The sequence below is a fragment of the Rhodococcus sp. NPDC056960 genome (genome assembly GCF_042674125.1).
Taxonomy (GTDB): domain Bacteria; phylum Actinomycetota; class Actinomycetes; order Mycobacteriales; family Mycobacteriaceae; genus Rhodococcus_F.
Genome location: NZ_JBHURF010000045.1, coordinates 25,159 through 47,361, shown reverse-complemented (window position 1 = coordinate 47,361; position 22,203 = coordinate 25,159). Strand labels below are relative to the sequence as shown.

Sequence of the window (22,203 nt, the reverse complement as noted above, 5' to 3'; positions counted from 1 at the left end):
TCCCCAGCAATAACAGACCGAGCAAACTGTACTGGCAGAGAAACGGGAATGAGCAAGATTGACTGACAAAAAGGACGATCGACTGTCACAGGACAACTTGGACGGCCTTCCCGTCTTCGGATCGTCGAGGCTGGGTCGACTACAGCCACCGGGGAACTCACACAGCCCGCCGCGACCGCCCCGGGCGTCGATGTCGTTGGTCGTTGTCGGTTCTCGGCCGATCTGGCGCGGCCGATCGGGGTTGACCTGCCGTGCGCCACTTGCGTCAGTCATGCCGACATCCACTCCTTCTCATCCAATGTGGCGGATTCCTGGCGGGCTCCACGCCGATCCGCTTCGTCCACGATGTACGACCTACGGCTCCGCCACTTCCGCCACATCGGATGAGAAGCCGCGCCAACGCCGCGCCACCTATATGAGAAACGCGCCCAGATCGGCCGAGAACCGACAGTCGTCACCGCACCGACCCTACTCCTTTCGTCGCTTTCGTATCTAAAGTTTCGTTTAGTTACGTAGTTCGATACGAAACTACCGAGGTGCCGAAGGAGGACTGCGGCGACCCAGCGCCCACTGCCCCGGCGCCGCGCGATGGGGGCGCAGGTCAGGGCACAATCGAGGAATGAGTCGGCTGATCGCGCCGATGCTGGCGACGGCCGGTCCTCCTCCGGACGGTGACCGGCCGTGGAGCTTCGAAATGAAGTACGACGGGTGCCGGTTGCTGGCGTCGGTCGGCGGCGGCCGCGAGCCCGAGCTGTGGACCCGCAATCTCCACCTCGTGACCGCCTCCTTTCCGGAGGTCGCCGACGCCCTGTCCACGGCATTCGGGGCCGGTGGACGCATCGTCCTGGACGGGGAGATCGTGGTGATGGACCGCGGCCGGCCATCGTTCGGGCTGCTCGCCCGCAGGCTCGGTGTCGTTCATGCGACGAGACCGCTGCAACGGCGGATACCGGTGACGTACTTGCCGTTCGACGTTCTCGTCCGGCGGGGCGAAGATCTGCTGCGGGCGCCGTACCTGGATCGGCGGGCGGAGCTGGCCGAACTGGGCTCGGTCATCGAGAACATCGGCGGGCTGCCGATCACGGTGCCTCCGCACTGGGAATCCCAGACTGGTCGCGTCATGCTGAACGCGGCCCGGTCGGCCCAGCTCGAGGGGATCGTCGCGAAACGCTCGAACTCGATTTACCTTCCGGGACAACGTCATCGGTCGTGGATCAAGACCGCGATCCGTACGAGGGGCACGGTGCTCGCGGTCGGGTTCGTCGGCAGCAGCAGGTCGGTGGCCGCCTTGGTGCTCGGCGCCTATAACGCCGACGGGCAGCTCGAGCAGGTCGGTCACGTCAGCAGCGGCCTGAGCCTGTCCGCGCGCCGCCAGTTCCGGGAGGAATTTCGCCCGCTCGAACGCCCCACCAGCCCCCTCACGGACTCGTCGGCGGGCGTGGAGGGCTTCACCGAGGTGCGGTGGCTGACACCGGTCACGGTGATCGAGGTCGATTTCAAGGAGCACGTCCGAGGTGGGCTCAGACATCCGTCGTATAAGGGAAGGCGCCTGGATATCGACCCCGAGTCGGTCCGGGTCGAGGACCTGTAGTCGGTCCAGAGGAAAGCCGCCGGCACCTTCCCCGATGTCAGCGGCTCCTCATCCCCTCTACCGGAACGCTGCGCACTGCAGGTCTTACCGGCCGGGGGTGTCGGTGACAGTGACGCCATATCGCCTCTCGGCAAGTGGTCGCTCGCAGCGACTGTTCTGGTGTGGTACCCGGGGTATGCGCGCCACCGTCAGATCCTTCAACAGTGGACCCTCGGGTGCTATTCCTGCGGTGTGCACGCCGCGAGGGCGCGGCCTGCCCGTGCCAGACCACCCAGGGTCAGCGGGCGTTCTCGACGGTGATCGGCTTCACCAGGTCGGCGCCGTTGTTGCGGACGTTGTTCACGGCCTTCGACACCGGGTAGGTCTGCAGGCTGCCCGGCGCTGGTGGGGCCATCAGGGTTCGGGCGTAGTCGACGTCGGTGTTGGTGGGGTCGAGCCAATCCGCCCAGTTCTCTGCGGCCACGCTCATCGGCATCCGATCGTGAATGTGTCCGACATCGTCGGTGGCCTCGGTCGTGATCACCGAAAAGGTGACCAGCCAGGCATCCGGATCCTCGTCGGGAACCTCGGGATTGCGCCAAAAATCGTAGATGCCGGCCAGCGGCAGAATGTCGCTTCCGGCCGGGTGGACGAAGTAGGGCTGTTTCAGCGGCTTCCCGGACTTGCCCACCTCATGGGTCGGGAACCACTCATAGAACCCGGCCACCGGAATGATCGAGCGCCTGGACTTGAAACACTGTCTGTACGCGGGCTTTTCGTGCACGGTCTCGGCGCGGGCGTTGATCATGCGGGACCCGATTTTTTGGTCCTTCGACCAGAAGGGCGTCAGACCCCATTTGAGGTTGCGCAACTGCCGGTGGGGCTGCTCGTCGGTGTCCTTCGGTGCGCGCGTGATCACGACGGGGGAGGTCTTCGTGGGTGCGACGTTGTAGTCCGGCGCCATCTCCGGGTCGGCCCGGTCGGGGTCGATCTCGAAGGTCTCGAGCAGAGTTTTCCGGCTCGTCGTCGATGCGTAGCGCCCGCACATACCGATAGCGTGCCACGGCGCACCGACGTATCTCCGGCGGATGCATGATAAGACCAGGTAGACGGGCACAACGGAGTCCGCCGCCGACCAAGGAGCGGCCCCATGCACGACCTTGTCTACTGGTTCCCCTGGCTTACGCCCCTCCTGACCACAGATTTCACGGGGACATGGTGGTACATGCTCCTGCACTAAGGCAGGTGACCGGTCGAGGGGCGTCAGTGGACGGCGCGGAAGGCCTCCTCGACCTCGGTGGGGATACGGCCGCGGGAGGAGAGCTCGTAGCCCTGCTCGATCGCCCAGGCGCGGATCTTCTTCGTTTCATCCCGCCGCCGCTTCGCGGTGGTGGGGTTGGCCGACCGGTCCGCGCGGTGCTTGCGGCCACCGACCCGGGTGGAATGCTGAATGTAGTACTCGAAGATCTCGCGGAGCTCCTTGGCGTGCTCGGCCTTCAGGTCGATCTCGTACTCGACGCCGTCGACGGCATAGTGGATGCTTTCGCCGTCGTCCCCGAAGGCGGTGCCGTCGATGTCGTCGACCAGCTCTACTACGACCTTGCGCGCCACAGATCTCACTCCTCGAGGTCTTCCGGTACGGACCACATGACAGTACTGGGACCTGCTTCCGGTACCTGGTACCGGAGGTCAGAGGTAACACGCACGTCCGGACAGGGGATCGCGTCGGCGACACTCCGTCAGACCTGCGGCGACACGCCCGACCTGCGGCGATCTTGCTAGGCTCAGCGATGCCCGCGAGGGCATCGCTGCTGGTCAGGGCCACTCATATCCTCACCTGCGGTCCCGGAATCTGATCTACCGTGCGCAGTCATGACGAACTTCCAAGTCTCACGCGGCGACGCCCTGACCTCCACCCCTGCTGCTGAGTCAGGGATACCGCTGCCGACGATCGAAGATGTCCGGTTTCTCGGCCCGGGCGCTGGTTTTCTGATGATGCTGGGCGCGGTCTCCGCCGGGGTCGGGTACCTCTCGTCCACCAGGGTGATCGGCCGGATGACCGTGAGCAAGGAAGGCACAGTGCTCCTGGTCGGCCTGGGCACGTTCATGCTCGGGTTCATGGCCTGGCTGACGTAAACACCCCTCCCGGACACCCGATCGCCAGTGCTGAGGCGGGTGCCGCCGGTGCCCGAAAAGTGTTGATACCGACGAGTCTCGAGGGGGGCGTGTGCGTCTCAAAGACCAACACCCGGAACTGTTCCGCCAGCTACATCCGACCCGCAATACCGGGGTCGATCTCGACTCGACCACGAACTCGTCCCACGAGATGCTGTGGTGGCGTTGCCCTGCCGGTCACGAGTGGCGTGAAACCCCGCTGCAGCGGCGCTCGCCCGCCGCGTGGAAGAACGGGAACCCCGAGGCGTGCCTGTACTGCGTCGCTCCTGGCTGTCTTGTTTACAGTTGCGGGCACCGGCGGTTTCAGTCCTCCGAATCCACCTTCCGGGTGCTCGCCGACCCGTGCCGCAAGTGCGAGGTCACCGAGCACGCCCGCCTGATCCTCGACAGGCTCGACGAGTCCGCGGTCGCCGCGGTCCGCCTCCTCGATACCAGTCCCCACTACGCCCTGTTCTGCGCCACCGGGGCCGACACCACCCCGTGGTGGGAGAAGATCTTCCCGCTGGTGGAGGCGTACTTCGTGCGGATGGTCAGCGTGTATGTCGCTATTGCGGCCGTCGAGCATCGACCCACGCTCAGTTGCTCGACGTCGAGCCTGCTCGGGGCGTGCATGCTGCGGATCCTCGACGCGCTGCCGCCCGACTGCCGGGATGCGATGCACAAGGCGGTGCCGGACGATGCCGGCCATCTCCATCCCAGGCTTCTTCCCGGCTGGCACGACATCGAGATCGGGTGGGCGCTGAAGAAGCTCGGCTTCGACATCCTCGACACGCCCCTGGACGCCGATATCGAGCGGCGCCTGCAGTTCTGCGAGCAGCAACGCTTCAGCGCGACCGGGGAGCTGCCCCTGGTCCACCTCACAGGCCGGCACTATCCGCCGTTCACTCACCTGCCCCGGGACCGTGAGAGCGGGGCGTCGTCCGAGTTGCGGGGATTTCGCCCGATGCAGGCCCCGGCGCGTATCACCGCGGTCCGGGTCACGCTCGGCGACTCCGCCCCCGCCGGTCCCGATGACCCCCTGGGCCGCACGCACGTCGGGTACACCGCAGGTCTTCCGCCGCAGGAGTTGTGGGAGCGCGGACGCGGGGTGTGGAAGCTGCGTGCCGATCATGTCGCTGCCTCGACGATCGTGCTCATCGTGTACGACAGGACCGTTGTCCTGGTGGCCTCGATTGCCGGGCTGACCCTGCACCGCGGCGGTCTGGCGATTCTCGGGGAACCGCTCACCGATCACCCTCTCATCGGCAGGCTCGACCCGCTGCATACGCCGAATCCACTTGCGCATGGCGTCATCAAGGGTGAGGTAGCCGAACGTGGTGGGAGGGAGCCGGAGCGTCGCACCCGTTCGTCACCGGGGCGATCCGTACCGATCCCGCTGCCCCGCAAAGGGTCCTAGTGCCCATGCCGTCAGGTCGGGGAGTGGACGGGGACGGTCGGCTCACTCCTCGCGCAGCATCGACCGATGCGTTTCGCGGCGGGCCAGGTAGACAGACCTGGTGAGGTGGAACGCGCTGAGCAGGAGGCCCCGATGCCACGATCGTCATGGGTGAGTGCGATGGCGTCCGCCCTCGGTGAGGCGCTGGCACGACCGCCCCCGCCGATCAACTCGGGGACCTGCTTACCGACCGAGTCACGACCGTGGCTGAGCGAATGCGCATCACCAAACGCACTGCCCGGCAGTACTTCGACCAGGAGACATTGCGCACGCTCGCCCGTGACCTGGCCCTGAGCATCAAAGACTAGGCACCCGGCGCCGACCTGCTGACACTGCCCCGCACCATTGCCATGCCCCTGCCCATCCTCGGTGCGACGATCGCCGCCCTCGTCGAGTCGCCACCCCTCACGGACGCCGACAGGGCTCCCCACGAGCCGCCAACAGCGATGGCACTGATCTCCACCCTTGGCGTCCTGACCCGGGATCACGACGGCGAGCTTCCCACTGTCAGGGTGCCGGAGTCACTCCTCACGCGGGCCGCACGACTCATCGAGAACACCGCCGACCTCGTACACCAAGGCTCCTCACTGCCACGGGACGTCGCAGAGGATGTACGACCCCACCTTCAGAAGGCACTGAGCGAAGACGCCGCACGACTCCGGGCGCTGATGCCCGGCACCGACAGGCGGCCCGGTTCGGTCCTGTGGCGGTTCCCGACGATCCACGATGAAACACCGCTTCCGCGATGGCGCGGGAATCGCCTGCCGCTGATCGGAAGCACCCTCGTGCTGTCGGTCAGCGGCGTTGCCGTCGATCATGCCACCGAGAGCCAACTGGCGATGAATTAGTGGTCATTGGGACTACATTCATTGCAGCACAGGATCTTTAGATGTCCAGTTCGGCAAAGTATCCGTTATCGGTAGTTTCAGGAGTTGCGCCGGAAGAGGATTATGGGCGACACGGCGGAAGGGAGCCGTTGCACGGATTCCCCCGATCCACGGAACCTCGCCTGTCCGGGTCCGCTGACAAGGTCAAGTCCCATCCTTGTAGCAGGTCTAGCGTCTCAAGAACGTGCTGCTCCATTTCTGCCTTTGCTGCGTCGGCGTCGCGAGATGCGAGAGCGTTTCGGATGCGATCGTGGTCGTCTTGTCGTCCATCGATTGAAGTGGCCATCGGCTGGGCCATTCTGGCGGTGTTGATGAGAAAGTCGCTGAGGTCCCACATACGGCGGCTGGTGTCGGTGATCATGCGCGAACCTGCGATGCTGTGGATGCACTCGTGGAAGTCCCGGTTCAGCCTCAGGTAGTCGTTGCGGATCTCCTGATCGGGGTTGGCTGCCAGGGCTCTAATCTGCTGAGAAACTATGTCGAGTTCATCGAGCGCGGCGGGAGTGCAGTGGAGGGCGGCGACGGCGGCGACGGCTCCCTGCACGGCGGCGAACATGTGGAAGAAGTCCTCGACTTCCTCGGGCGAGTAGGTCGTGACCACGCAACCAATCTGAGGGAGGATCTCGACCAAGCCGTCGGCGGTCAACAGGCGAAGCGCCTCCATTACAGGTTGCTTACTGACTCCGAATTCGGCCCGCAGCTCTTCCACGGACAGGCGCGCGCCGGGAGGCGCATTGCCCCGCAGGAGTCGCGTTTTGATGGCTACGTACATCTGGACTGAGAGGCGCCCCGCGGTGCGGGAGTGCCCAGACGGTCCTGTTGGTCGGTCGTTGATCATGGCTTCTGCCTCCTTAACCCGGGCACCACGACTGTGGTGTCCGCGAGTCCTATTGATATGGCGCATAGTTGGCGTTAGGTCACGACGCATCGCTGTGAACGGAAAACCGTGCGGAAGCCTCGCCTGCGACGCGCCTGAGAGCTACCACGCTCTGTTGCAGGCCGGGCTGTGACCGCCTCATGGACAGCGATATTCCGGCGACCGGGACCGAATTCCCGGCCAGGATCGGAACCGCGACGCACATGAGGTCTGGCTCGATCGAGCCGTGATCGTGGGCGAGTCCGGTACGGCGGATCGCCCGCAACTCTGCTTCCAAGGCCATTTCTGCGAGGTCCATCGGCGCTTTGGCACTCGGAACGGGCCGTACGCTCTTTGCGCTCGATGGGGTATGTGCCAGCAATGCCTTGCCGAGGGCACAGCGTTCGGCAGGCAATGTGGCGCCGATCCAGGTTGGCACCTGGATGTGGCTGTGGCCGTGGAGTTTATTCAGATAGAGCACCTGGGGACCCTCGAGCACCCCGAGGTGAATCGTCAGTCTCGTCTGCGCGTAGAGATCGACAAGGTAGGGCGTCAGCGCTTCTCTGAGCTGACGGTAGTGCCAAGAGCGCGCCTGCGCCCATCTTGTGGCGGCTACTGGGTTTAACTCGATTCCGGCTCGGTCCCGAAGGATCCAGCCCTCTTGTTCCAGCACTGCCAATAGCCGGAAAACCGTCGACCGGGGAAGCTGGGTGTAGGTGCTGAGATCACCGGGTCGCACCGGAGTTCGTGGGCTCTCGCTGATGGCGCGCAGGAGTGCGAGGGTCTTTCCTGCCGAGGACAGCGTGGCAGCAATCGCCGCCTCCGTTGTCATAGTGAACCTCCCTCGATTCGGAATCTGTGACGGTTGGGTGCGCCTGGTTGTATGTGGGCGCGTGAGATCGCGAAGATTCCGTGTAGCTCTGATCGGGTCATGGATCTCGACATTCTCTGCGTCTCGGGTCACACTGCTTGCATGCTTGCATGCTAGTATCTCAGAAATTTTCGTGGTGTCTATCACCAAACGAGGAGAGAGATCGTGGTTCAGAATTTCACCGACACCTCCGGTGCCGCCGACCGTCTGGACGAGGCTACGCCCGCCAACGCCTACGACACGGACGTATTCATCGTCGGAACAGGACCCACAGGGGCGACGGCCGCGCTCGCTCTGGCCACCTACGGCGTGCGCGCAATGATGGTGTCCCAGTGGTCCTGGCTAGCAAATACTCCCAGAGCTCACATCACCAATCTGAGGGCTGCGGAGGTGCTGCGGGATCTCGGCTTGGAGGAGGAAATCAAACTGTACGCGGTGCCGTGGGACCAGATCGGCGACACCCTCTTCACAACGTCCCTAGCCGGTCCGGAGATCGCCCGCCTGCGGACGTGGGGCACCGGCGACGACCGCTCCGGCGACTACCTGCAGGCCAGCCCCTGCACGATGGTGGACATCCCACAGACATACATGGAGCCTTTACTGGTCAAGAACGCCGCCGAACGCGGCGCGAAGGTCGCCTTCTCGACACGGTATCTCGGTCACGAGCAGGATGAGCACGGGGTGACCGTGCACTTACTGGACCGCACCTCTGGGCACGAATACAGCATCCGCGCACGGTATCTCATCGGCGCAGACGGCGCCAAGAGCGCGGTGGCGGAAAATATCGGGCTGGAACTCGTCGGCCACACCGCCCGCGCCGGCACTGCGTACGTACGATTCAAGGCAGATCTGTCCAAGTACGTCGCGCACCGGCCCAGCATCCTGCATTGGATTATGAATCCTGCAGCGAACTTCGGTGAGATCGGAATGGGACTGCTGCGTTGCGTACGGCCATGGAACGAGTGGATCGCGGGGTGGGGATTCGACAAAGACGCCGGGGAACCGGATCTCTCACTCGAACGAGTCACAAACCAGATCCGCACACTGGTAGGCGATCCGGACCTCGAGGTCGAGGTCGAGGGATCCTCGGTCTGGTACGTGAACCAGCAGTACGCCCTGAGCATGTCCGACGGACGGGTCTTCTGTGGCGGCGATGCCACCCACCGACACCCCCCGACCAGCGGGCTCGGATCCAACACCTGTATGCAGGACGCATTCAACCTTGCCTGGAAGTTGGCCTACGTCATCAAGGGATACGCCGGTCCCGAACTGCTGGAGACCTATAGTGATGAGCGGGCGCCGGTCGGGCAGCAAATCGTGGCACGTGCAAATCAGTCACGTCTGGATTACGGGCCGCTGCGAGAGTGCTTTGACACCCAAGGCCCCGACGGCATCGCGTCCGTGGAAGCCGGACTGGCTAGGCTGCGTGCCACCACGCCCGAAGGGGCCCGCCTACGGGCCCGAGTCGTCGAGGCCCTCGATAAGAAGAGCGACGAATTCAACGCGTTGGGTGTGGAACTCAACCAACGTTATACGAGCACCGCAGTAGCCGTCGGCCCCGATACCGGTGCAGAGGTATTCGCCCGAGACCCGTTGCGTTACGTCCAGGCCACCACACGCCCGGGTGCAAAGTTGCCACACGCATGGCTGGTCGGCGCCAACCAGCACCGCACGTCCACGCTCGACATCACCGGGCACGGAAAATTCAGCTTGATCACCGGACTCTCCGGCCAGGCGTGGAAACAGGCCGCGATCCGCTTGAACCTGCCCTACCTTCGCACAATCGTCGTGGGTGAGCCAGGGTACGAAGACCCCTATGCCTATTGGGCTCGAATTCGCGAGATCGAGGAAGCCGGAGCCCTGCTAGTGCGGCCCGACGGATATGTGGCCTGGCGGCACACTCGCGATGTCTGGAACAGCGAGACTGCCGAAACCCTCCTGAACGAGGCATTGTCGACCGTCTTATCGCTGCAGGAAGACACCGGTATGACCGCCGAGGATACGACCATCCACGCGGTCACCGGATAGGGCATCTCGGCCGTCGGGTGTTCGCCGCACAAGCGAGTGGCGGACACCCGACGCCCCTTCACATACACAACAACCGCCTCGTTCGACACCGAGTCATCCGGCTCTTACGAACACCACCGCCGCCACCGGCGTCTTCGTCATCCTAGAAGGGTGACTGGCCAGAGCCTGGACCAGCGTTTAGCCGCAGACGCCCCACGAAATCGGGTCCGTACGCGCAGGTCCCCGGTACACCAGCGCCCATTCCTGCTAGCAATTACGAGATGGAGAAATCATGCGGCGGATCGGCCGGCCCTCGTGGCATCTCGGGCATGCCTGGACAATAGTGCACGCGTCCTGCTGAGCAAACGCGGAGAGTCTGCGATGAGCGCTTCATACGACTGCATCATGTCAACGACTTGCCAACGTTCCGGCAACCAAACACGAATGACCATTAGCTCATGCGCATGAGGCCTCGAGTCGGCGTCGTTCATATAGGCGGCAACCTATCCCTTCCTGAGAACCGAGATCCGCTGCAGGTCGTCGCCGACCACCACCTCTCCGTCGAACCCCTGTCCAGCCCAACTCTTCCACCGTGCGGAATCGATGGGTTCGGAGTCGAAATCGACGAGATGACTCAGAACCAATGTCGGCACACCCGCACGCTGGGCGATCGAGCCGACTTTCTGCACCTCCACGTGCGACTGCAGCATGTGATCCATCGCAGCCGGGGGCAGGGTGACCCCGGGCCCGGTCACATTGATCGCCTCGTGAACGAGAACATCCGAACCGCGTGCGAGCGTGACAAGATTGTCTGAGTAGGTGGTGTCACCTGAAAAGGTCACCGATCCATGTTCGGTGTCGAACCGGAAGGCGTAGGACGGAAAGACCGGCCCATGTGGCACCAGAACGGCAGTAACCGCGACGCGGTCATCTTCCATGACCTTGAACGGCTCCATTCGAGGGCTGGTGTTCGTGAAACTGGCACCGACATCTGGGTGCACAATCTCATGGACGTCGATCAGTGAACGAATATCTCGGATTCCCGCGTCACGCAGAAGAATGTTGCTGCTGTATGCGAAAGCCTCGTGGCACCTTTCGGTGAAGGCCACGAGGCCGGGTGTAGGGGCGTCGGCGGACACGGTGGGAGCGTCGCCACCACCGAATTTGGTTGGAAGCCCGCCGGCGGGTCCCGGCCCGTATGCCGTGACCGTGGTCGCCAGAGCGTCTGCGGTTTCCTGGTCTGGAAGCGCACCCGCCAGCAAGAAGTAGTTGTAATAGTCCGCAATGTGGTCAGCATGGAGATGGGTGATGAAAATTGAGCGCAGGGTGTCGAACCGCAGACCTGCCTGCACGAACTGGGTCGTAGACGACCGCCCACAATCGATCACATAGGTTGCGCCGTCCACGACGAGAGCCGTCGAGATTCCAGCACGCGAAACGGTAACCGGAGGTCCGGCCTTTGTACCGAGAAGGACCAGTTCTAATGGTCCGCGAGCCCCGGCTAGGCCGTTTCCTGTGGAACTGGGACTCGCAGTGTTGTCGGAGGCAGGAGAGTCCGTGCAGGCGGCTGCACACACGGCCATGGCTCCGAGTCCCAGCGCGCCGAGGATCCCGCGGCGGGACAGTGAGGGACCGATCGGTGCGGAACAACAAACTTCGGACAAAGCGACTCCTTGACTGATGCCGTTGGTCAGCAGTGCAATACACAGCGATGTAGAGGAGCGCGGTGTCGGCACCGCGCTCCTCTACGTGAACAACTATTACAGGAAGGCGTTACCTACCCGTCTGGGTGATGACCCGGCAGGGTTGCCATGGTGGTGGTTGCTGGAACTGCTGTGGTGTGAGGCGCACTCAGTCCGCTACGCCTGACAAGCTGTATTTGCCATTTGTGTTCACGACGCTCTCTGCAGCGGGGTTGACAACTACATTGGTGAATCCACCCCTTCTGTTCTCCACCGCAGCTAGGGCTTCATTCACCTCGGACAGTGGATAAACTTCGTGCTCGAACACGGAGAGGTCCAGCGTTCCGGATTCCGCCATTCGCGCCATTTCCTGTCCTTCTGCGACGCTGAACCAGTTGGACCCGATGACGCTGATCTGGAAACACATCAGCTTGAACATATTCAACGGCAAATCTTCCGACATGCCACCTATATCGACCATTTTCCCTCCACGGCGTAGGGAATCGATGCCCGACATCGTGATCTCGTGCGGAGCACCGGGGCCGACCGCATCGATGAATGCATCCGCGCCGAGCCCATCGGTGTGCTCGCGGACCCATTCTGGAACTTCTCGGTCCCCGTGGGCGAGAACGCGTACGCGTTGGGGATCCAACTGCCGGACCCGCTCAAGGAGGTCGCGATTACGTGCCATCACCAGTACGCGAGTAGCACCCATCGCGAGAGCGTTCAGGACCGCACCAACACCCAGGGTTCCCGTACCACCGTTGATCAGCACCGACGTGCCCGCGCGTACGCCACTCTTGCGCAATGCGGAGTAAGCGGTGCCCAAGTATCCGAACCGGCACGCTTGCTCGAACGAGATTGAGTCCGGCAGGGTGACCAGTCCGTCAACGGGGGTCTTCATGTACTGGCAGAACCCGCCGTGAGGATAGTCCTCGTAGATCTGGTGCGAATCGGGGCCAAACCCGAAGTATCCCTGGAAGGTGAAGCTGGGATCGTTGAGCGGGTCGCCTCCCCTGGAGGCGTAGGAGTCTCCGGAATTCCGTCCAGGATTGACGTAAACCCGATCCCCGATCTTCACATTGCGGACCTGGGAGCCCACCTGGGCCACCACACCGGCAGCATCGAGTCCGAAGATCGCCGGCAGTTTGGGGAGAGGGAGGTAGGGGAACCACTCCGGCCACGAGGTGATGACGTTACGCAAGTTCGGTATCACATTGCAGGCCTTGACTTCTACGAGCACATCGCGGGGTCCTGGCTCAGGAATCGCCACACGCTCGATCCGGAAGGGCTCCCCGACCTCGTGCAATCGAGCGGCGTGCATGTAACTCATCTGTACTCCTTCAGTGTTGAGCCGCTCACGACTCGTCACGTGTAGCGGTGAGCAGGAACAGCTGCGTGCGCGAGCTGTCGCCCTGCAAAGGCAGGGATCCGGCGATGTTCCGTGAGTGCGATGCCCATTCTGTGACGTGGACCTCATGTCGGTCCAATAACTATTGACCGATCGGCGATAAGCGATAACTATCAGCGGACTCCGCCCGCGTCTTCCCGGTTTGCGGCTAGTTGGAACGGCACCCATCCCAGCTCCTGGCAGCCCGAAAGGATCAAACCCCCACTGTGGTAGTCCTGGGTTGCCCGCCAACTCACAGCGTCCTGGGATGGGGCCCACCCAGCTGTGAACTCATCTGGCTGGATCGTGGGCGACATGAGGAGACGCGAATTGGGCGGCTGGAAAGAGATGTGGCGGCGGCGAGAGCTGATTCCAGGAGCGCAGCCTCCAGTGTGGACAAAACATGCTCCTGCATAAACAGAATTGCGACAAAGACCCACTCCTCGGGACTACACCGATGCGCGGGGTTCCGGTGACCGACAAAATGACCGGACCTATGCCTGCCTCATTGAAATGAGCACGAGGAGAACCTGATGACCGAAAGAACCCGACTTGGTCCCATCACACTCGAGGAGATCGTCGAGCACCACAAGGGCGGCAAGCTCTCAGTGGTGTCGAAGTCCCCGTTGAAGACTCGACGAGACCTTTCCATCGCGTACACCCCGGGTGTGGCCGAGGTCAGCCGCGCCGTCCACCGGGATCCCGCGATGGCTGACACCCATACGTGGGCGGGCCGGCTTGTCGCGGTGGTCAGCGACGGCTCCGCCGTTCTCGGCTTAGGCGACATCGGGCCCGCTGCGTCACTGCCAGTAATGGAGGGAAAAGCGGCTCTATTCAAAGAGTTCGGTGGACTCGATGCGATTCCGATCGTCCTCGACACCCACGATGTCGACGACATCGTCAACACGGTGAGGCTCTTACGTCCTAGTTTCGGCGCCGTCAATCTCGAGGATATTTCGGCTCCGCGATGCTTCGAGATCGAGAAGCGGCTCATCGACGCACTCGATGTCCCGGTCATGCACGACGACCAACACGGCACCGCGGTTGTCGTCCTGGCCGGGTTGATCAATGCAGCGCAACTTGTGAAAAAAGAGCTGTCGTCGCTCAAGGTGGTGGTGGCGGGCGCGGGCGCAGCCGGGATCGCGATTGCGGAGATCCTCCTGGCCCAGGGCGTCGAGGACGTCGTGCTCGTCGACTCGCGGGGCATCGTCTGCCGAGAGCGAGATGACCTCAACACCGTCAAGGCCGCCTATGCCGCCCGCACAAACCCGCGCGGGCTCGTCGGCGGACCGAAGGACGCCCTCAAGGGCGCAGACGTGTTCGTGGGAGTTTCAGGCGGGAAGGTTCCGGAGGATCACCTCACCGAGTTGGCCAATGACGCAATCGTGTTCGCTCTGGCAAACCCGGACCCGGAGATCATGCCGGAGGTGGCAGCAAAGTACGCGGCGGTAGTTGCGACCGGTCGCTCCGATTTTCCGAATCAGATCAACAACGTTTTGGCGTTCCCGGGCATCTTCCGTGGCGCCCTCGATGGCGGGGCCACCCGCATTACCCCAGAGATGAAGACTTCGGCGGCCCGAGCGATCGCGGCAATCGCGGCCGGAGACGGGCTGCGCTCGGACCACATCGTGCCGAGCCCCCTGGATGGCCGGGTGGCCACTGCTGTGGCGCATGCGGTGGCGGCATGCTCGTCAGACATAACGCTCTGACCTCGTCCTCGACCGGCTCACTCTCCGGACGGCGACCCGACGGCCGGAGCACCAGTCCCGACAAATGCCCATTCCGAGGCGCATCGGGCACACCCATGGACCCGCACTTCCGGTGCGTCGTCCAAGAGAGGCTGACACACACATGAACACTATGGAAAAGGCGCCCGCCCCCACCGGTATCCAGGACCAGATCGCGCGGGTCCTGGAGAAGACTCCCAGAGGGTTGTTGATCAACGGCCGGTGGCGGGACTCGTCGGACGGATCGACCTTCGAGGTCGAGAACCCTGCCACCGGCGAGGTGATCGCGAGCGTGGCCTCGGCAACGCGCGGCGATGCCCAGGCCGCAATGGATGCCGCTGCCGACGCACAGGAGTCGTGGGCCCGCACTCCGGCCCGGGTGCGTTCGGACATCCTGCGACGGGCCTTTGACATGGTTCAAGACCGTCGTGACGACCTTGCGTTGCTCATGACGGTTGAAATGGGCAAACCATTCACCGAGGCTCAGGGTGAGGTCAAGTACGGCGGCGAGTTCTTGCGCTGGTTCTCCGAAGAGGCTGTCCGTGACTACGGGCGTTACGTGGATGGCCCCGAGGGCACCCTCCGCATGCTGGTCGCCCGCAAGCCGGTCGGTCCGTGCTTGATGATCACTCCGTGGAACTTCCCGCTGGCGATGGCCACCCGCAAGATTGCCCCGGCTATCGCTGCGGGTTGCACCATGGTGCTCAAACCTGCACGCCTGACCCCGCTGACGTCGCAGTACTTCGCGCAAATCATGCTCGATGCCGGCCTGCCCGCCGGAGTACTCAACGTGGTCCCTTCGGCTTCAGCGAATGCTGTTTCCGGGCCGATCATGGCCGATCCGCGGCTGCGCAAGATCTCTTTCACCGGCTCCACCGCGGTGGGCAAGGAGCTGATGAAGGTCGCTGCGGACAGCGTGCTGCGCACGTCGATGGAGCTCGGCGGAAACGGCCCGCTGATCGTGTTCGAGGACGCCGACATCGACAAGGCCGTGGCCGGCGCGATGGCCGCGAAAATGCGCAATATGGGTGAGGCGTGCACTGCCGCCAACCGCCTCTTGGTACACGAAGCCGTTGCAGAGGAGTTTGTCGACAAGCTCGCAGAAAAGATGGCAGCCCTAAAGATTGGCAACGGCCTCGATGCGGGCGTGACCGTCGGCCCACTCGTGGAAGCGAAGGCCCGCGACGCGGTCGAACAGTTCGTCAAGGATGCCGTCGACCGCGGCGCGGAGGTGGTCGTCGGTGGTGGGCGGGGGGACGGACCCGGGTACTTCTTCGAACCGACCTTGTTGCGGAACGTCCCCCGCGATGCCCGCGCGATGTGCGAGGAGATTTTCGGCCCGGTGGCGCCGGTGATCACTTTCGCCACTGAGGAGGAGGCTGTCGAGTTGGCCAATGCTACGGAATACGGGTTGGCCTCCTACGTGTTTACTGAGAACATCTCACGTGGACTTCGTATCGGTGATCGAATCGAGTTCGGCCTTGTGGGACTCAACGTCGGCGTGATTTCCAACGCGGCGGCGCCCTTCGGTGGCGTCAAGCAGTCCGGCCTGGGGCGCGAGGGCGGCGCTGAGGGGATCGCCGAGTACACGACGACCCAGTACATCGGTATCGAACACCCATGGGGCTGAGACTCAAGCTCGGCCGCGGACTGCCGACCGGACAGCTGCGCCCCGCGAGTCGTGATGGGGATGGTCGTCAGGATCGCAACCAGACAGTAGTTCCGGCATATCTGGTTGGGTAAGCCAAGGGCCCCGCGGGCATGTCACCCGCGGGGCCTGCGCCAGTCGTCGGCGCCCAGACCTGGCTAAGTCAATCAGAGCGAGCATGTCGCGGGACCCCCGGCATCAGTGCTCATTCCGGTGGAAGCTCAGTGCCATCACAACGACCACAACAGCGGCGGTCGCAATACCGCCGATGACCGATGTTTCCCACGCTGCATCGAATACCACTCGACCGATAACTGCATAGCCACAGCTCAAGGTGAGGAATCGTGCGACGACCAAGTCAGCTGGCGCACTACCGCCGCCTCGGCGCTTCCGGCGCGGTCTGCGTGCGCTCAACTGTGCCACCCTCGTCCGAGTAGGCGGTGATGTGGGACACCGTTCCGGGCGCTCCGCCGACTGGTGAGCAGCGGTCGGCGCCGTTACGTCAACGCGCTCTGCGTGCCAACCGTTCGGCATCTGAAATGACAACGCTCCTGCCTTCAAGGCGCAGCCACCCACGGTGCGCGAACTCGGCGAGGGATTTGTTGACCGTTTCGCGGGAAGCTCCGACGAGTTGGGCGATCTCTTCCTGTTTGAGGTCGTGCGTGACTCGCAGACCGCCTCGGTCCTGTTCCCCGAATCGCTGAGCGAGCCGCAGCAACGCTTTTGCGACACGGCCGGGAACGTCGGTGAAGATGAGATCGGAGTAGTTGTCGTTGGTGCGACGTAACCGACGCGCCAGCACGCGGAGCAACTGGTCGCTGATGTCGGGGCACTGGCGGACCCACTCGCCGAGCGCGGCCCGGTCCATCCGCACCGCCCGTACCGCGGTGACTGCGGTTGCGGTGGAGGTACGTGGTCCGGGATCGAAGATTGACAATTCACCGAACATATCGGAGGGACCCATGATGGCCAGCAGGTTCTCACGTCCGTCCGGCGACCGTCGGCCCAATTTCACTTTGCCTTCGACGACGATGTAGAGCTCGTGCCCCGGCTCGCCTTCAGCGAAAATGGCGTGTCCTCGCGGGAAGTCAACCGGCGCGAGTTGCGCCGCCAATGCGGCCGCGGCTGTCGAATCGACGCCCTGGAAGATGCCGGCGCGCGCCAGGATCTCGTCCATACCCAACCCTCTCGATGCCGGTGACTCCTCGCGCTGCTCGCTCGCAGGAGACCTACGCACGTAGTGACCGCCGGGATCGGCGCCTTCACCGTTCAATATTGACATTCTAGCATTCCAGTCGACGAAGGTTGGGTCATCGGTCCGGGGTTTGCTCTGTCATCTCCGGTCGCGGAACGGATCCGATACACCCCTACCCGGAACGGCACAGCTAGTGCGCAGCCTCAACAATGGCGGACGGTTGTGTAGAGCTGGCGGTGCGATCGTCCACCAGTTGTTGCGCGGCGCCTCTTCGGCCCCAGCCGCCGGGAAGCAGGATCACCGAAACCACGGAGATCGCCGAGACGATGAGCAGGTAGACAACGATCGAGTTGCTGGACTTGGTCGAGGCATAGAGGGCGGTCGCGATCGTCGGGGCGAACGCTGAGCCTGCCACCTGGGACAGGGTGTAGCCGATCGAGACGCCGCTGTAGCGCACGTCCGCATCGAAGATCATGGTGAACAGTGATCCGGTGACCCCGGCTGCCGGTGCCATCGCAATCCCGAAGACCAACACCAGGGCGGCCATGAACAACCACGGATTCCCGGTGTTGATCAGCGCGAAGGCGGGCGCGATCACCACACCCATCGCTACTGCCCCGAGTAGATACATCGTCTTACGGCCGAACGTATCGGAGAGAGCACCGAAGAGCGGGTACAAGATCACCGCCACAACTCCGGCGACGAAGACCCCTGCCAGGGCGAACGTCCGACTGATCCCTGCCACCGTCGTACCGTACGAGATCAGATATGCGCTGCAGATATAGGCGAATACACCCTGGCTCAGATACGTTCCTGCGACCAGAAGTATCTCGCGCCAATGCCTCCGGATTGCGGCGACAACGGGCACGCGCACAACGGCATGACGTTTGCGCACGGAGGCGAAGTCAGGGCTCTCGTCGAGGGAGAGGCGGATAAACAGCCCGATGATGATCAGGACGGCGCTGAACAGGAAGGGCAGACGCCAACCCCAGGAGAGGAATTGCTCGTCCGGCAGCTGGGAGACCGCAAGGAACGCGAGGGTGGCGACGCTGGTGCCGGCGGGAGCACCCATCTGGGAGAACGATCCGAAGAATCCCTTCTTCTTGGGGGGAGCGTGCTCCACAGCCATCAGCGTGGCGCCGCCCCATTCCCCGCCGACAGCGAAGCCTTGCACCAGGCGCAGCATGGTCAGCAGGATGGGGGCGGCGATCCCGATCTGCGCGTAGCCGGGCAACATTCCCATCAGCATGGTGGCCGAGCCCATTCCGACCAGGGAAATCACCAGCATTTTCTTCCGGCCGACCCGGTCACCGAAATGCCCGAACACGACCCCACCGAGAGGACGGGCCAAGAACCCGACACCGAAGGTGGCGAATGACAGCAGAATCCCCATCGCCGAGGACACGTCCGGGAAGAACAACTTCGGGAACACCAGCGCCGCAGCGGTGCCGTAGATGAAGAAGTCATAGTACTCGACCGTGGTACCGATGAAACTGGCCATCGCCACCCGCAACGGCGACGTTGCCTTACTGGTCACCGGGATTGGCGGCGCTGAGGATTCTGTCATGGTGTTCCCGTTTCGGAGAGCGGAATCGTGCCGATTCCGCGGTGGGGTGTGAAAGTGGTGGTTCGGGAAAGCGAAGCCGAGAGTGCATCGCCGGGGACCGCTGGGGGATGCGCAGCGCCGGGGGATGCGCGGGTCAGGAGATCGGTACCCCGTCGACCCGGCGTGGGACCGTGAGTTCGGTCGTGTCCTGCAATTCGTCGGGCAGTAATGCGGGGTCGACGTTCTGGAACGCAACCGGGCGGAGGAACCGCCGGATCGCTGTGGCGCCCACGGAGGTGTGCTGGGAGTTGGTGGTCGATGGGGAGGGACCACCATGGTGCATGCTCCACGTGACGGCAACGCCCGTGGGGTACTGGTTCGCAATCACTCGGCCGGCTTTCGGCGCCAGCGTTTCGAGAAGCGTCTTCGATAGTGATTGTTCACTGGGCTCGGTGTGGAAGCTCGCCGTCAGCGCGGGCTGAACCTTTCGCACCAGACCGAGAAGTTCGTCCTCGTCTCCGTACCGGACGACAACTGCGGTCGGTCCGAAACACTCTTCGAGAGCGACTCCGTCGAGGTGCTCGGGTGCGCACTCCCACAGCGCGGGTGCGAGCCCGTCGACGGCGGCGCTGGCGCCGCGGGCGACGAGGGTGATACCGGCGGATGCTTCGAGTTCCTGACTGCCGGAGATGAAGCCGTCCTGTATGGCGGTAGTGAGTAGTCGGGATACAGACGCGGTTCGGATGCTGTCGGCGAGGTGCTCGAGAATCCGCTGACCCGACTCCGAGCGCGGCAGAAGTACCAGTCCTGGTTTCGTGCAGAATTGACCGCTACCGAGAAGTACCGATGTCGCTAGCCCCTCGGCGATATCGGCGCCACGTGTTTCGGCGGCACCGGGCGAGATGACAAGCGTGTTCTGGCTGCCGAGTTCACCGAAGAAGGGAATCGGGTGGGGGCGATCGTGTGCAAGGTCGGCCAGGGCTCGTCCCCCGCTGACCGATCCGGTGAAACCTGCGGCCGAGATCTCGGGGTGGCAGATCAGTGTGCGGCCCGCGTCGCGTCCGTGGACGAGTCCGAGCACTCCCTCGGGCATTCCGGCTTCCCGGAATACGCGAGTCGCGATCTCGTGCACGAGTTCCGATGTCCGGGGATGTCCCTGGTGCGCTTTGACGATGACCGTACATCCGGCGGCCAGGGCGGAGGCAGTATCGCCGCCGAGGACGGAGAAGGCCAGGGGAAAATTGCTCGCGGAGTACACCGCAACCGGCCCGAGCGGAACCAGCCACCGCCGGATGTCGCCGGCGATGGGGACTGGTGCAGCCGGATCAGCGTGGTCGATTGTCACCTCGAGATACGCGCCTTCGTCGACAACGTCGGCGAACAGACGCAACTGGTGTACGGTGCGGGCGAGTTCACCGGTTAATCGTGCCGCGCCGAGACCGGTTTCGGCGTCGGTGACCGGGACGAGATCATCGGACGATGCCGCGAGTTCGCTGGCAAGGCTGCGCAGGATCGTCGATCGTTCTGCCCGTGACGTCGAGGACCACACCGACATGGCCTCCGCCGCGGCCTGGATCGTAGCGTTCGTGATGGCGGTGGTGGTTGCGGGAATTCGAGTCGCGGCGATATCGGTCACTGTGACACCACGCTCGCCTCGACCGCCAATTCCTGGTCCGCCGCTATCCCCATACCGGTGATCCACTCCGGAACCGTTTCGTATCCCACGGTGGCGAGCGGCTGGCCCACGGTGGCAGCGACAGCGACCCAGGTGCGCACTTCGTGTGCACCCGTGCCGGCCGCCTGGACGTCGTCGTGCGTCAGCCGGGAGATGGCGTCGAGGTCGCCATCAGCGAGCAGAGACAGAATGTGCATGTCCCATTCGGGGCGGATCGCGTCGATAGCTTTGGCCATGTTGTTCGTGATCAGCGCCTGGCGTTCCGCCTCGGGAAGCTTGTCGGCCCCAGGAATGAGGGAGGGCGGTGAGTGGGAGAGTCCGCCGGAGCCGATCACGAGCACACGATCGTCCGCCGAGGTGGCGGTGTCGAGGAACTCACGGGTGAGTCGTCCGAGTTCGACGACCCGCGCCATGGTGGCCAGGGGGCGATCAATGCAGTTGATGATGACCGGAAGCATCGGGACGGCATCGAGCCGCCCGAACAGATCAGTGGTCGACTGACTGAAACCGTGATCGAGCTTGAGCTCATGCGCGAAGGCGACCTCCACACCACGGACCGTCGAGTGCGCGACGTAGTCCCGAACCAGTTGCGAGGGAATGTCGTAGCGACTGCTGGCGGTGTTCCAGTCGCCGTAGCCCGAGGCCCGTTCGACGGTGGTGAAAGCCGGCGCGATTCCGGCCAGCGCGCGCATGTGGTCAGGCCCGAAGTAGACGACCAGGGTGGGGTCGTAGGCTTGCGCCGCGCGTGCCGCAGCGGAGATCGCGGCACGGAACTGAAGGCCCTGCGTGTGCTCGGTGTCGGCGAGCATCTGCGGACTGTGGGAGAGTGCAACGCCGGCGAGACGCGCACCCGACTTCAATGTTGTCATGACTTGCTCCTGGAATTCCTGGCACCGCCGTGGCGGTATCTCAGTGTGGCGTGACGCGTCAGCGCCCGGCGAGCACGGTCAACGAGGCGGCGACCTCGTCGACGGAGGTAATGGTGGCGAGCACGCTCAGGGACGCGATAGCGGCGGTATGCGCTTCGAGGGTGGCCGCCGAGCAGGCATCGTCGATGATGCCCACTCGATAGCCGAGGTCGGTGGCCGCTCGGGCGGTGCTCTCGACCGAGACGTTGGTCGCGACGCCGCTGAACAGAACTGTGGTGATTCCCCGAGCGGTGAACACCGAGTGCAGCTCGTCGGTGAATCCGCCGACGCGTTTGTGAGTGATGAGGATGTCGGTGGGATCTGGTTCGAGATCGGTGATGATCTCGGCCGACGATGTGCCGTCCTGCATGCATCCCAGCTTGGGAATTTCCGTGAGGATGGGGGAATTGGCAATCAGGTCGGAGTAGTCGGGCCGGAAGGCGATGCGGGTATACACGACGGTGCAACCAGCCCGACGTCCCGCGTCGAGCACTGTGCCGATTCGATTGATCACGTTTCGCTCCCGGATCTGTTGCGAGAACAGACCGGCAAGGGCCCCGGTCGGGCTGACCACATCGCCTTGGCAATGGATGGCGATGATGGCGGTACTGCGGGCGTCGAGTTCCACGGT

At 63.7% G+C, this 22,203-nt stretch carries 18 protein-coding genes; 7 read left to right on the top strand and 11 right to left on the bottom strand.

From position 1 onward, the window contains the following. Positions 1 to 619: 619 nt before the first annotated feature. Entirely contained in the window at positions 620 to 1,591 is a 972-nt protein-coding gene (locus ACFTWF_RS41805) for a DNA ligase (protein WP_378466944.1), read from the top strand. A 277-nt stretch (positions 1,592 to 1,868) separates the two neighbouring features. Here the strand turns inward: ACFTWF_RS41805 and ACFTWF_RS41800 are convergent, their stop codons facing one another. Both ACFTWF_RS41800 and ACFTWF_RS41795 read right to left on the bottom strand, forming a co-directional pair. Further along, positions 1,869 to 2,618 (bottom strand): SOS response-associated peptidase, encoded by a 750-nt coding sequence (locus ACFTWF_RS41800; RefSeq protein WP_378466943.1) that lies wholly within the window; start codon positions 2,616 to 2,618, stop codon positions 1,869 to 1,871. A gap of 215 nt (positions 2,619 to 2,833) precedes the next feature. Beyond that, entirely contained in the window at positions 2,834 to 3,181 is a 348-nt protein-coding gene (locus tag ACFTWF_RS41795) for an Lsr2 family protein (RefSeq protein WP_378466942.1), read from the bottom strand. Between the two features lie 261 nt (positions 3,182 to 3,442). Between ACFTWF_RS41795 and ACFTWF_RS41790 the strand changes: the two genes are divergently transcribed. The 3 genes from ACFTWF_RS41790 to ACFTWF_RS41780 all read left to right on the top strand — a co-directional run bounded on the left by ACFTWF_RS41790 (position 3,443) and on the right by ACFTWF_RS41780 (position 6,028). After that, positions 3,443 to 3,706: a hypothetical protein gene (locus ACFTWF_RS41790; RefSeq protein ID WP_378466941.1), complete on the top strand. Its 264-nt coding sequence runs from the start codon at positions 3,443 to 3,445 to the stop codon at positions 3,704 to 3,706. A 91-nt stretch (positions 3,707 to 3,797) separates the two neighbouring features. Beyond that, entirely contained in the window at positions 3,798 to 5,141 is a 1,344-nt protein-coding gene (locus ACFTWF_RS41785; RefSeq protein ID WP_378466940.1) for a zinc-ribbon domain-containing protein, read from the top strand. A gap of 389 nt (positions 5,142 to 5,530) precedes the next feature. Further along, on the top strand, positions 5,531 to 6,028 hold the full coding sequence (locus ACFTWF_RS41780) for a hypothetical protein (RefSeq protein WP_378466939.1): 498 nt from the start codon (positions 5,531 to 5,533) through the stop codon (positions 6,026 to 6,028). Positions 6,029 to 6,128: 100 nt separating this feature from the next. On the opposite strand, the gene ACFTWF_RS41775 is transcribed toward ACFTWF_RS41780, so the two are convergent. Both ACFTWF_RS41775 and ACFTWF_RS41770 read right to left on the bottom strand, forming a co-directional pair. Next, on the bottom strand, positions 6,129 to 6,905 hold the full coding sequence (locus tag ACFTWF_RS41775) for a GntR family transcriptional regulator (protein WP_378466938.1): 777 nt from the start codon (positions 6,903 to 6,905) through the stop codon (positions 6,129 to 6,131). Between the two features lie 79 nt (positions 6,906 to 6,984). Further along, positions 6,985 to 7,755, bottom strand: coding sequence for an IclR family transcriptional regulator (locus ACFTWF_RS41770; protein ID WP_378466937.1), 771 nt, complete (start codon positions 7,753 to 7,755; stop codon positions 6,985 to 6,987). 246 nt (positions 7,756 to 8,001) lie between these two features. Here ACFTWF_RS41770 and ACFTWF_RS41765 point away from each other — a divergent pair, with 246 nt between their 5' ends. Continuing rightward, on the top strand, positions 8,002 to 9,822 hold the full coding sequence (locus tag ACFTWF_RS41765; RefSeq protein ID WP_378466949.1) for an FAD-dependent monooxygenase: 1,821 nt from the start codon (positions 8,002 to 8,004) through the stop codon (positions 9,820 to 9,822). Between the two features lie 482 nt (positions 9,823 to 10,304). Here the strand turns inward: ACFTWF_RS41765 and ACFTWF_RS41760 are convergent, their stop codons facing one another. Together ACFTWF_RS41760 and ACFTWF_RS41755 are read right to left on the bottom strand one after the other, a co-directional pair. Next, on the bottom strand, positions 10,305 to 11,207 hold the full coding sequence (locus ACFTWF_RS41760) for an MBL fold metallo-hydrolase (protein WP_378466936.1): 903 nt from the start codon (positions 11,205 to 11,207) through the stop codon (positions 10,305 to 10,307). Positions 11,208 to 11,652: 445 nt separating this feature from the next. Next, positions 11,653 to 12,807 (bottom strand): alcohol dehydrogenase catalytic domain-containing protein, encoded by a 1,155-nt coding sequence (locus ACFTWF_RS41755; RefSeq protein ID WP_378466948.1) that lies wholly within the window; start codon positions 12,805 to 12,807, stop codon positions 11,653 to 11,655. A 599-nt stretch (positions 12,808 to 13,406) separates the two neighbouring features. On the opposite strand from ACFTWF_RS41755, the gene ACFTWF_RS41750 reads away from it, so the two are divergent. Both ACFTWF_RS41750 and ACFTWF_RS41745 read left to right on the top strand, forming a co-directional pair. Next, positions 13,407 to 14,582, top strand: coding sequence for an NADP-dependent malic enzyme (locus ACFTWF_RS41750; protein WP_378466935.1), 1,176 nt, complete (start codon positions 13,407 to 13,409; stop codon positions 14,580 to 14,582). A gap of 151 nt (positions 14,583 to 14,733) precedes the next feature. Continuing rightward, positions 14,734 to 16,230 (top strand): NAD-dependent succinate-semialdehyde dehydrogenase, encoded by a 1,497-nt coding sequence (locus ACFTWF_RS41745; RefSeq protein WP_378466947.1) that lies wholly within the window; start codon positions 14,734 to 14,736, stop codon positions 16,228 to 16,230. Positions 16,231 to 16,750: 520 nt separating this feature from the next. Here the strand turns inward: ACFTWF_RS41745 and ACFTWF_RS41740 are convergent. The 5 genes from ACFTWF_RS41740 to ACFTWF_RS41720 form a co-directional block, all read right to left on the bottom strand. Further along, positions 16,751 to 17,425 (bottom strand): Crp/Fnr family transcriptional regulator, encoded by a 675-nt coding sequence (locus ACFTWF_RS41740; protein ID WP_378466934.1) that lies wholly within the window; start codon positions 17,423 to 17,425, stop codon positions 16,751 to 16,753. Between the two features lie 208 nt (positions 17,426 to 17,633). Then, on the bottom strand, positions 17,634 to 19,010 hold the full coding sequence (locus tag ACFTWF_RS41735; RefSeq protein WP_378466933.1) for an MFS transporter: 1,377 nt from the start codon (positions 19,008 to 19,010) through the stop codon (positions 17,634 to 17,636). 133 nt (positions 19,011 to 19,143) lie between these two features. Further along, entirely contained in the window at positions 19,144 to 20,625 is a 1,482-nt protein-coding gene (locus ACFTWF_RS41730) for an aldehyde dehydrogenase (NADP(+)) (protein ID WP_378466932.1), read from the bottom strand. Further along, complete coding sequence (locus ACFTWF_RS41725; RefSeq protein ID WP_378466931.1) at positions 20,622 to 21,533, bottom strand: 3-carboxyethylcatechol 2,3-dioxygenase; 912 nt, start codon at positions 21,531 to 21,533, stop codon at positions 20,622 to 20,624. The genes ACFTWF_RS41730 and ACFTWF_RS41725 overlap by 4 nt, the downstream gene beginning before the upstream one ends. A gap of 58 nt (positions 21,534 to 21,591) precedes the next feature. Next, the gene (locus ACFTWF_RS41720) at positions 21,592 to 22,200 is read right to left on the bottom strand and encodes a cysteine hydrolase (protein ID WP_378466930.1); all 609 of its coding nucleotides are present in this window, start codon (positions 22,198 to 22,200) and stop codon (positions 21,592 to 21,594) included. Positions 22,201 to 22,203 lie beyond the last annotated feature (3 nt).

Excerpts from the sequence above, each read along its gene's own strand:
- ACFTWF_RS41725 (WP_378466931.1), bottom strand. The coding sequence starts at position 21,533 with ATGACAACATTGAAGTCGGGTGCGCGTCTCGCCGGCGTTGCACTCTCC.
- ACFTWF_RS41740 (WP_378466934.1), bottom strand. The coding sequence starts at position 17,425 with ATGGACGAGATCCTGGCGCGCGCCGGCATCTTCCAGGGCGTCGATTCG.
- ACFTWF_RS41805 (WP_378466944.1), top strand. The coding sequence starts at position 620 with ATGAGTCGGCTGATCGCGCCGATGCTGGCGACGGCCGGTCCTCCTCCG.
- ACFTWF_RS41800 (WP_378466943.1), bottom strand. The coding sequence starts at position 2,618 with ATGTGCGGGCGCTACGCATCGACGACGAGCCGGAAAACTCTGCTCGAG.
- ACFTWF_RS41745 (WP_378466947.1), top strand. The coding sequence starts at position 14,734 with ATGGAAAAGGCGCCCGCCCCCACCGGTATCCAGGACCAGATCGCGCGG.
- ACFTWF_RS41780 (WP_378466939.1), top strand. The coding sequence starts at position 5,531 with ATGCCCCTGCCCATCCTCGGTGCGACGATCGCCGCCCTCGTCGAGTCG.
- ACFTWF_RS41735 (WP_378466933.1), bottom strand. The coding sequence starts at position 19,010 with ATGACAGAATCCTCAGCGCCGCCAATCCCGGTGACCAGTAAGGCAACG.
- ACFTWF_RS41790 (WP_378466941.1), top strand. The coding sequence starts at position 3,443 with ATGACGAACTTCCAAGTCTCACGCGGCGACGCCCTGACCTCCACCCCT.
- ACFTWF_RS41770 (WP_378466937.1), bottom strand. The coding sequence starts at position 7,755 with ATGACAACGGAGGCGGCGATTGCTGCCACGCTGTCCTCGGCAGGAAAG.
- ACFTWF_RS41750 (WP_378466935.1), top strand. The coding sequence starts at position 13,407 with ATGACCGAAAGAACCCGACTTGGTCCCATCACACTCGAGGAGATCGTC.
- ACFTWF_RS41775 (WP_378466938.1), bottom strand. The coding sequence starts at position 6,905 with ATGATCAACGACCGACCAACAGGACCGTCTGGGCACTCCCGCACCGCG.
- ACFTWF_RS41755 (WP_378466948.1), bottom strand. The coding sequence starts at position 12,807 with ATGCACGCCGCTCGATTGCACGAGGTCGGGGAGCCCTTCCGGATCGAG.